The 9,593-nt window shown below is 46.6% G+C and carries 8 protein-coding genes; 4 read left to right on the plus strand and 4 right to left on the minus strand.

Going from position 1 to position 9,593, the window contains the following annotated elements; translation table 11 throughout:
• The 4 genes from ACWA6V_RS11215 to ACWA6V_RS11230 form a co-directional block, all read left to right on the plus strand.
• The coding region (locus tag ACWA6V_RS11215; protein ID WP_449522571.1) for a triose-phosphate isomerase at positions 1-159 on the plus strand (159 nt) is incomplete at its 5' end.
• 175 nt (positions 160-334) lie between these two features.
• Positions 335-1,414: a class II fructose-bisphosphate aldolase gene (fbaA, locus tag ACWA6V_RS11220; protein WP_449522564.1), complete on the plus strand. Its 1,080-nt coding sequence runs from the start codon at positions 335-337 to the stop codon at positions 1,412-1,414.
• Between the two features lie 26 nt (positions 1,415-1,440).
• Positions 1,441-2,427 carry a class 1 fructose-bisphosphatase gene (locus tag ACWA6V_RS11225; protein ID WP_449522565.1) on the plus strand — a complete coding sequence of 329 codons (987 nt, stop codon included), beginning with the start codon at positions 1,441-1,443 and terminating at the stop codon, positions 2,425-2,427.
• Positions 2,428-2,841: 414 nt separating this feature from the next.
• Positions 2,842-4,857 carry a carbohydrate-binding protein gene (locus ACWA6V_RS11230; protein WP_449522566.1) on the plus strand — a complete coding sequence of 672 codons (2,016 nt, stop codon included), beginning with the start codon at positions 2,842-2,844 and terminating at the stop codon, positions 4,855-4,857.
• 36 nt (positions 4,858-4,893) lie between these two features.
• Here the strand turns inward: ACWA6V_RS11230 and ACWA6V_RS11235 are convergent, their stop codons facing one another.
• From ACWA6V_RS11235 to ACWA6V_RS11250, 4 genes are all read right to left on the minus strand, one after another.
• Entirely contained in the window at positions 4,894-6,174 is a 1,281-nt protein-coding gene (locus ACWA6V_RS11235) for a helix-turn-helix domain-containing protein (RefSeq protein ID WP_449522567.1), read from the minus strand.
• 500 nt (positions 6,175-6,674) lie between these two features.
• The gene (locus ACWA6V_RS11240) at positions 6,675-7,286 is read right to left on the minus strand and encodes a PEP-CTERM sorting domain-containing protein (RefSeq protein WP_449522568.1); all 612 of its coding nucleotides are present in this window, start codon (positions 7,284-7,286) and stop codon (positions 6,675-6,677) included.
• A gap of 208 nt (positions 7,287-7,494) precedes the next feature.
• A complete protein-coding gene (locus tag ACWA6V_RS11245) occupies positions 7,495-8,874 on the minus strand; it encodes a sensor histidine kinase (RefSeq protein ID WP_449522569.1) in 1,380 nt (459 codons plus the stop codon).
• A partial coding sequence (locus tag ACWA6V_RS11250) for a sigma 54-interacting transcriptional regulator (RefSeq protein WP_449522570.1) occupies positions 8,864-9,593 on the minus strand: 730 nt, incomplete at its 5' end. The genes ACWA6V_RS11245 and ACWA6V_RS11250, both read right to left, overlap by 11 nt.

A 9,593-nucleotide genomic window follows, 5' to 3' on the forward strand; every position in this document is an offset into this window, starting at 1 on the left:
CGCATTTTGTATGGCGGCAGCGTAACCAAAAGCAATGCGCGCGATTTATTGCAGCAAGCCGATATCGATGGTTTGTTAGTGGGCGGTGCGAGTTTGGACCCGGGTCACTTTGTTGCGATTTGCGAGCAGGCGTCGGAACTTGCAGAAATTGATGACTGATAATGTTGTTGCCAATGCGATTTGGGCGCGGGCATGACAAGAGCACAGCAAGCAGCGCCCTTACAGATCAGATCCAAATAAATTTATATTCGACATAAAAAAGAAAAACTAAAAAAATCCAATCGGCGAATAACTCGGTCATCACAAAAAATCAACCACAGCTCAGGATTTGATGATGAACAGTCTCGCGAACCTCGTTGCCCCTGGCGTTGCCACTGGCGATGCCGTAAAAACCTTATTCAATGCCGCCAAAGCGGGCGGTTTTGCCTATCCTGCCGTGAACGCAGCCAACACCAATACCATTAACGCCACACTTGAAGCGGCACGCAAAGTGAATTCGCCAGTTATTGTGCAATTATCGCAAGGCGGCTCCGCCTTTTTTCTGGGTAAAAGCATCAAACTCGATGGACAGGGCAGTTCGATATTGGGCTCCATCGCCGCCGCACACTATGTTCATACAGTGGCAGAAGCCTACGGTGTGCCGGTGATATTGCACACTGATCACGCAGCGAAAAAATTATTACCCTGGATCGATGGATTGCTCGATGCAAGCGAAAAACATTTTGCGCAAACTGGCACACCTCTATTTAGTTCACACATGATCGATTTATCGGAGGAATCGCTGCAAGAAAATATCGAAATTTCTGCCGCTTATTTAACACGCATGCACAAGCTCGGCATCACACTGGAAATCGAGTTAGGCTGCACGGGAGGCGAAGAAGATGGCGTGGACAACAGCCATCTGGATAATTCCGCGCTCTATACCCAACCGCAAGATGTAGCCTACGCTTATGAAAAATTGCGCCCCATCAGCCCTCGCTTCACTATAGCGGCGTCTTTCGGCAATGTGCACGGCGTTTACAAACCGGGCAATGTAAAACTCACGCCGGAAATTTTGCGCAACTCACAAACCTACGTAAGTGAAAAGTTTGGTGTACCGCACAACAGTCTCGATTTTGTTTTCCACGGCGGCTCAGGTTCTGAAGCAGACGACATTGCCCAAGCGATCCACTACGGTGTTGTAAAAATGAATATCGATACCGATACCCAATGGGCATTTTGGGAAGGGACAATGGAATACTACAAAGCCAACGCTGAATATTTGCAAAGCCAGATCGGCAACCCCGAGGGCGACGAAAAACCCAACAAAAAATATTACGATCCGCGCGTCTGGCTGCGCCAAAGCGAAGAACATATGGTTAAGCGTTTGGAACAATCCTTCGCCGATTTAAATTGCATCAATCGCTATATCTAACAAAAAAAGTCGCAACAGGTAATTGCATGAAAAATTTACTGAATGTACTGCGCGATGACGATGTCGAAGCAGAGTTGATGCAAGTAATTGAAACCATTATTGATGCGAGCAAAGAAATTGCGTTCCGCGTGCGCCAGGGTGCGCTCGCGGGCGTGCTCGGCTCTACGCAAGATGAAAATATCCAGGGCGAAACCCAAAAACAATTGGATGTCATATCCAACCAATTATTGAAAGACTTATTACTCGCCTGTGCACCTGTAGCGGCTCTCGCCTCGGAAGAGGAAGATAGCGTCGTCGCGGCCAATCCAGAGGGACAATATCTGGTGGCCTTTGATCCACTCGACGGTTCATCCAATATCGATATCAATGGCCAGATTGGAACTATATTCAGTATTTACCGCGCACTCGATTCAGTTCCGCACAGCAGCGAATTGCAATTTAGCCAGCAGGGGACGCAACAAGTCTGCGCCGGTTATGTGCTCTATGGGCCATCAACCCTGCTCGCCATTACCACCGGCAAGGGCACGCGCTGTTTTACGCTGGACTCGACCCAAGGCACTTTTTTATTAACGGCTGACAATATCCAGATCGCAAAAGACACGCAGGAATTTGCCATCAACATGAGCAACTCGCGTTTCTGGAACGAAGATATGCACTGCTATATTGAGGATTTAATCCTCGGCGAAACCGGCCCGCGTCAGAAGCGCTACAACATGCGCTGGAACGCTGCCATGGTAGGTGATGTGCATCGCGTACTCACGCGCGGTGGGATATTTTTATATCCGTCCGATAACCGCAACGCCAAACAACCGGCAAAATTGCGTTTACTCTACGAAGCAAACCCCATGGCACTGTTAATTGAAAATGCCGGCGGTAAAGCCCGGAGTGAACAAGAGCGAATTCTGGCAATCCAACCGAAACAATTGCACGAGCGGGTGGCGGTAATATTGGGTTCTGCGAATGAAGTGGATGAGTGCTTAGGTTATTTACATGCACATCCGACAACGCATTAGAAGACCTCCAGCAGAAGCCTGTGCAAGGGTCAGTCGCTTGATATCTAGCAGATTGTATTAACTGTTTTGTCATAACATTCGACCTTAAACGAAGCTCTGGTAATCCACTCACTACCGGGGCTTTTTTTCCCCCTCGTTTTATAAATCCCGCCGCCTCCTAAAAATTTGAACTAGCACTATAAAAAAGTGGCTGTTTAACACAAAAACTACCGGTGCCAGTTTCGCCGCGAAGCTGGTACGCACCAACTTTGACGCTTTGTAACTTCTGGCGCGCGCTTGCGGGCACAAAATTTACTATCGGTTAACTGGCTTGAATCCTCATCCAACGGAATAACCTAGAGGGTGCATTAAAAAAATTGATTGGGAATCGCCAGTAGCACAACACCGAATAATAAATTAATAGAGGTTTCCCAAATGACTAGACATCTACATGCTCCAAAAGCCCTCAGGGGTACTGCTGCGGTTGGAGGAATGCTGCTTGGCCTACTATCTGCGCAGGCCAATGCTGCGACCACCGTTATCCAGGCCGAAAGCTTTAACAACATGCTCGGCATTCAAACCCAGGCGACGACCGATACCGGCGGCGGGCTGAATGTGGGTTATACCGATGCGGGCGACTGGATTTCATACCCAACTCTAAACTTACCCTGCGCGGGAACTTACACCGTTCAATACCGTGTAGCGAGCGCAGTGACCGGCTCGGTGCTGGTGCTGGAGAAATCGGGTGGAGGTGCGACTTATGACACACTCCCGGTACCCAACACTGGCGGCTGGCAAAACTGGGTCACCATCACTCGCGATATCACCCTGCCCGGCGGTGCACAGGGCTTGGGCATTGTTGTACCGGCAGGCGGCTGGAACCTGAATTGGTTTAGCCTGACCGATAAGTGTGCGGCAAGCTCATCCAGCAGGTCATCTGTGGCGGCAGGCACCAATCTCCGCTTGCAAGCGGAAGACTACGATGAGTTCTTTGACACCACGGTCGGTAATAGCGGCGCAGCCTATCGTAACGACGCCGTGGACATCCAGGCACTGGCCGCGGGTGGTGGATTTAATGTAGGTTGGATCGTTGCCAATGAATGGCTCAAATTTACTGATGTTGTCATTCCAACCTCCGGCCAGTACACCATCCGCGCACGGGTTGCGAGCCCCAATACCGGGGCCCAATTTGCAGTTGATCTAAACAGCGGCGCAACTTTCCTCACCAATATGGTGATCCCCAACACCGGCGATTGGCAAAACTTCCAGACCATCCAGGCTAACGTGACTATCCAGGCCGGCACCTACGACCTGGGTATGTTTATGGCGGTGGGCGGATTCAATCTGGATTGGATTGAAATCGTTTCTGGCACAAACACATCTACTCCAAGTTCATCCAGCGCCACAAGCACGTCCAGCTCAGCACCGGCCAGCCAATGGAAAACTGCTGCACAAGCAGCAACGGATATGGGTGCAGGCTTTAATTTGGGGAACATGTTCGAAGGCGAGCAGAACGCGTCAACATTCGCCAATGCCAAACCCAAAATCGATGCTTACTACGCCAAAGGCTTCCGTAATGTGCGCATCCCGGTTACCTGGACTGAAACCATTAACGGTTCGCGCCTAGCTAACCAACTGACGGGAGTGGTTGACCGCAACCATCCAAGGCTCGCACAACTTCAGCAGACGGTTGACTATGCGCTCTCCCTGCCGGGCATGCATGTTGTCATCAACGCCCACCACGAATACGGCCTGAAAGACAACAACCGCGCCGCGGTACTTGAGCGTCTGTGGCAAGACGTGGTGGATATTTTTGGCAATCGCAACACGCGCCTGATGTTCCAGTTGCTGAATGAGCCACATCTTTCTGATGGTAGTGCAATGCCAGTCGCCAACATCCGCGCGATGAGTGGCCGGGCTTATCAAAAGATTCGCGCAGTAAATCCACAGCGTATTGTGATGATTGGCGGCAACCAATGGTTTGGGTCTTACGAGTTGGGTAACGTGTGGTACGACCTGAGTCCGGTTGGCAACGGTAATGATCCCTACGTGATGGCCTCCCATCACCACTACGAGCCCTTCACCTTTTCCGGTCAAGACGGAAACCATGCAATGGCCTGGACGACTGCCACCATCGCTGATCCTCTGACGCGGGTAAAAAATTGGGCTGACTCAGTCGGCAAGGGTATGCCGGTGTATGTAAGTGAATGGGGTGTAGGCTGGGCCAAGAACAAGCCCACCATGACCTGCAACAATATTCGCTTGTGGTACCAACAAATGCACTCGCTGGAAGCACGTTCACGCAACTATCCGACTGCAGTATGGGACGACGGTGGCTGGTTCACTATTTTCAGCCATGCAACGAACAGCTTTAACAACAATTTGGTTGACTGTATCACCGGTCAATGTGCGTGGGACGGCAATACACGTATCAACGCTGGTTGCTACTAAGTTACCGCTTGGTGAATTAACCTGAAACGGGAAGGCCTAGCCTTCCCGCTTTTGCTGGGCGAGTGGATTTTTACGGAATTCAGTGGCAGTAACTCCCACATAACGTTTAAAAAACCGATTAAATGCCGACTTACTGTTGAAGCCGGATTCCAAAAAAATATCTAAAATGGTTCTATCGGCATAATCCGGATTGAGTAATAACTCTTTTGCTTTATTCACTCGGTACAAATTAACAAATTCATAAAAGTTCGTCTGGAAGTGTTTATTGATAATGCTCGACACCTCCCGATAAGAAAGACCGATGCATTTTGAAAACTCTTCTATGTTCAAATTGTTTTTCAAATATAACTGATCAACTTCCATTCCGTTTCTGATTTTTATTAATTCATCACCAGATAAAGAATGAGGTATCAAATCCGCTATTTCCGCATTTTTTGGCAGCGCTTTAGTCGCCTCCAATTTGTGGCTATAGACAAAACTATAAATAAACAAGCCATTGAGCAATACCAGCGTAATGTAGTTATCCGCTATACCAAGAGAGTCGGCGATAGATATCGGTAAGTGCCGACCCCACAAATGCGTAGCCAGCGCCCAACCCCAATTTATGACAAAGCCGATGGTTAACACACTCAACCAAACCGGCCCGTTAACAATATAGCTTGAATAATATTCTTTTAAATTATTGTGATAGTAAAGCGTGACAATTACTGCGGCAACCGCGTAGATAAAGGGTGTCGCGCGCAACAAGTGCCACACCCACACCACCTGCTCAATCTCCGAATCCGACCTACGGATTCCGATGAAACGCAAATTATCTGCATCTATCTGAAATAAACCGAGCATACCCAACACGATCAGCAGCGGTATCGAAAACAGAAAATGTTTGTAATTAATTCTGAAGCCATGCTGTGTTAACGATGCAACATATAAATATAAAAATATTCCTTTGGTGATAGATACAGTCGCAAAAACCCACGGAATCAGCTGATTTATAAATACCGAATTGATACTAATGTAGGCATTCCACAACAATACATTTGAAATGGCGGCAGCTCCCAAACTCAAAAAGAATAAGCTCAACAGTAATGCTGACAATGGATTGGTCTTGGGCAAGAAGAATTGGTAAATCACCAGCAGCACACAAATCGCCGCAGTTAGCAATGAAACAAAATCATGCAAATTAAAAAAGGGCATTTTTGCGATAGGTAATGTCGGGTTGGCAAGTACTGAATCCAGCGATTGCGCCAGGGCATTTGCCGCCAAACAAATCGTACACATGAATATTAATAGAGATGCCAAATACCCTCGTGCTCGCATAAGCTACTCCGGTGAAACCTTGTTTGTTATTGTAATAGTTCGCTCAACCACTAAATACGGTCAGCTGCATTGTAACAATGCATAGCCTAAATTACTGCTTGAGAATCAGCCAAGGGCTGATAGCCAACATATTCTGTTAACTAACCGATATTAATTGAGAACACAATAATAAATACCTGAAGCGAGCAGCAACGCATTTTGGAAATTCAACCGCAACAATTACTTGAACACGTTGCAGTCATTTTAGGTTTTGCAAATGAAGTGGATGAATGTTTGGGCTATTTTAGAAAATAACCGGTTTGGTCATAACGAACAAACCGGAGGAAAATGCACGGCATAAAAGATTTTCAATCTGGCGGTCATGCTGCGCATTAGCCGCCAAAAGTTTCGAGAGGCATTAATCTACTTTTTGCTATCTAGCAAAAAACAGCTGTACGACGATCAATAATTTCCAAAGCCCTCTACAGCGATACCGCCGTGTAAATGATTAGAATATTTTGCTAAGGACTGATCCGTTTCTTAGTTGGTACTTGTGCCCAAAAGATGACAGCAAGTGCGAACAGCACCAACCATAATGACGATGGCTCTGGAACTGAATTAACCACTTCAATAGTCACTCTATAATCCCAGGAAAGATCAAACGGCCCCGAAATAGAAAGCCCGGCAGCTTGATTTAAGAGAAAATTATTGAAACCATTGAGCGGAAGATTACTGAAACTAGCATAAGGTGACTGTTCACCAATGCGGGTATATTCGTACCACTTGAAGTCATAGGTAAAATCTTGCAGTGACCAAAATGTCGTTGCCCACAGGCTCTCAAGTGAGTCCTGAGAATCTAGTACAGAATTGAAGATCTCAGCGGTTATGGATTTTATGCTATATCCTTCTTGTAAGCTCAAAACATACCGATTTGCTTCGGTATAAATAAACGGATCGATGTCATCACCAATCCAACGGCTTGAGCCTAAAATTTCATTTTCCCCCATCTGCAAATTAAGCATTGGCATGCTCTCAGAGCTACCATTAATACTTTCATCCCAAATGATCGTTGCATTGCTGCTTAATGCTACTGCTGATACAAAAACTATCGCTAATGAAGTTAAAATTTTCAACGGTTTCTCCTTAAGTATCACTGCTATTTGATTTGTTTTGCACCATTTCTCCTTGAACTATATATGCGTCGAATGACTTTTCGACGAGCGACCTCCTTTTGATGGCAACTAAATCTTAACCTAGTCTTTTTAGCAATACAGCCGTTATCGCTGTTTATTCAAAAGAATCTCTCAAAATTTCACTCATTTGGGCACAATAGAGCAAAGCCTAAAACATCAAACGCAAAATACTTCCACCTTTTTCACCCTGCAACGCACAAACCGAACCGCGATGCGCTTGCATAATTTGCTTCACCAAGAATAAACCGACTCCCGTACCATCGCGTTTTGATGTGTAAAAGGGCACAAAAATTTGTTCTAATTTTTCTGCTGCAATTCCTGCTCCATTATCAATCACATCAATTAATACATTGCCGCCATGACCAATGTAAGCCTTTAAAAAAATATGGCCATGCGTTTTTTCTGCCACTGCATCGACTGCATTTTTTACCAGATTAATTAATGCTTGCTCCACATGCGCGGGGTCGGCATGTAGCCTGAGATGCTCAGGAGTTGTTGTGCACCTTAATATGATTCCCCGTTCGCCTGCCTGCACCTGAAATAAGCGGCATACATCCATCAGTAAATCCTGCACTACTATATCCACGCACTTTAGTTGCGGTGGATTGGCAATACGTCGATATGCCTGTACAAATTGCATTAAATGTTCCGCGCGGCGGGCCACAGTGTGGATGGCCTGCTGCGCATCCTGCAAAGACTCATCGGCACCCCCATGGTTATCTAACTGCGTCAACAATAATTCATTTGCCGTTTTGCTCAGTGACGCAACGGGTGTCATTGAATTCATAATTTCGTGGGTAAATACCTGCACCAAATTTTGCCAGGCGAGAATTTCCTGTCTATCCAGTTCTCGTTGGATAGGTTGAATACTAATTACCTTTTTGGTGCCACTGTGTAATTGAATCGCTGCGGCCGACACTGCTACCGCAATAGACACCTGATCACTCAACAGATGGGAGCTGCGCTGTTCGCCTGCAGTTATTTGCCGTATGTCCAACGCCAGTTGCGCGCCGTAATCATGCAGTTGATCCATTGCTGTCAGGTAGCTGCGTTTAAATAATTGCTGTGCTGCTGAATTAACCAGTTCGATTTTTCCGCCTTCACCCTCATCTTCAACAACCACCAGCGCAACAGGTACCTTTTCCAGCAGCAAACTGTAATAGCGCACCAGCTCTTCATTTTTCTGCCGCAACTGTTGCAACTGCGTTTGCAGTTCTTCCCACAGCACTTTCAGGTGTTGGCTTTGTTTAAAGCGGGTATTGATTCGACGTGCACCGTCTTCATACCGCACAGCATCAAAAAAACTTTCCATTTCGCGCTGGGTGGATTGCATATAATAAAAAAGCAAATAAATCTGTATCGATAATAAGATAGCTATACCTATCATGCTGAATATCAATACTTGTTCAGCATGATAAACACCGGCCAATAACGACATGGTGCAGAGAATCAACACTAACCGCAGCAGAATATTGATACGAAAATCGGTTAATCCTGACTTGATTGACAACACAGCGTTAGAGATCATGTTTTTCCATCCTGCGATAGAGCGCCATGCGCGTTAAGCCCAATTCCCGCGCCGCTTGTGAAATATTACCGGCATGTTTTTTTAGCGCCTGCTCAACTGCATTGCGTTCCAACATTTCCAAATTCAAGCAGTTAGTTTGCAATGAATCATGTAGAGAATTTTCAGTCGCAGGGGCGAGGGCAAAATCTTCTGCTTGCAAGGTATCTTTATCACTCAATACCAATGCCCGCTCAACGGCATGGTTTAGTGCACGCACATTGCCCGGCCAGGAATATTCCTGCAGTGAGGCCAGCGCTTTGTGGCTAAGCAGCGGTTTTTTACGCTGATATTTTTGTGCGTAAATACTGAGGAAATGATCCGCTAACAACGGAATATCGTCTTTACGTTCGCGCAGCGGCGGCAGGGTAAGCTCTACGGTATTCAGACGATACAATAAATCCTGGCGAAATTGTCGCTCATCCGTTAAGTGCGCATAGCTAGCATTGGTCGCGGCAATAACACGCACATTGAGTGCAACCGGTTTTTCATCTCCAACTGGTGTTACCTGGCGTTGTTCCAACACACGCAATAATTTAACTTGCAGATGTAGTGCAAGGTTGGCGATTTCATCGAGGAATAAAGTTCCACCGTTGGCGGCGACCAATTTTCCCATTCGATTTTCATTTGCACCGGTAAACGCCCCTTTTACGTGACCAAAGAGTTCGCTTTCAATCAGGGAT

The organism is Cellvibrio sp. (genome assembly GCF_053579595.1).

What these genes read in the sequence shown, in the direction of transcription:
- fbaA (WP_449522564.1), top strand. Translation starts at nt 335, where the DNA reads ATGAACAGTCTCGCGAACCTCGTTGCCCCTGGCGTTGCCACTGGCGAT.
- ACWA6V_RS11225 (WP_449522565.1), top strand. Translation starts at nt 1,441, where the DNA reads ATGAAAAATTTACTGAATGTACTGCGCGATGACGATGTCGAAGCAGAG.
- ACWA6V_RS11230 (WP_449522566.1), top strand. Translation starts at nt 2,842, where the DNA reads ATGACTAGACATCTACATGCTCCAAAAGCCCTCAGGGGTACTGCTGCG.
- ACWA6V_RS11235 (WP_449522567.1), bottom strand. Translation starts at nt 6,174, where the DNA reads ATGCGAGCACGAGGGTATTTGGCATCTCTATTAATATTCATGTGTACG.
- ACWA6V_RS11245 (WP_449522569.1), bottom strand. Translation starts at nt 8,874, where the DNA reads ATGATCTCTAACGCTGTGTTGTCAATCAAGTCAGGATTAACCGATTTT.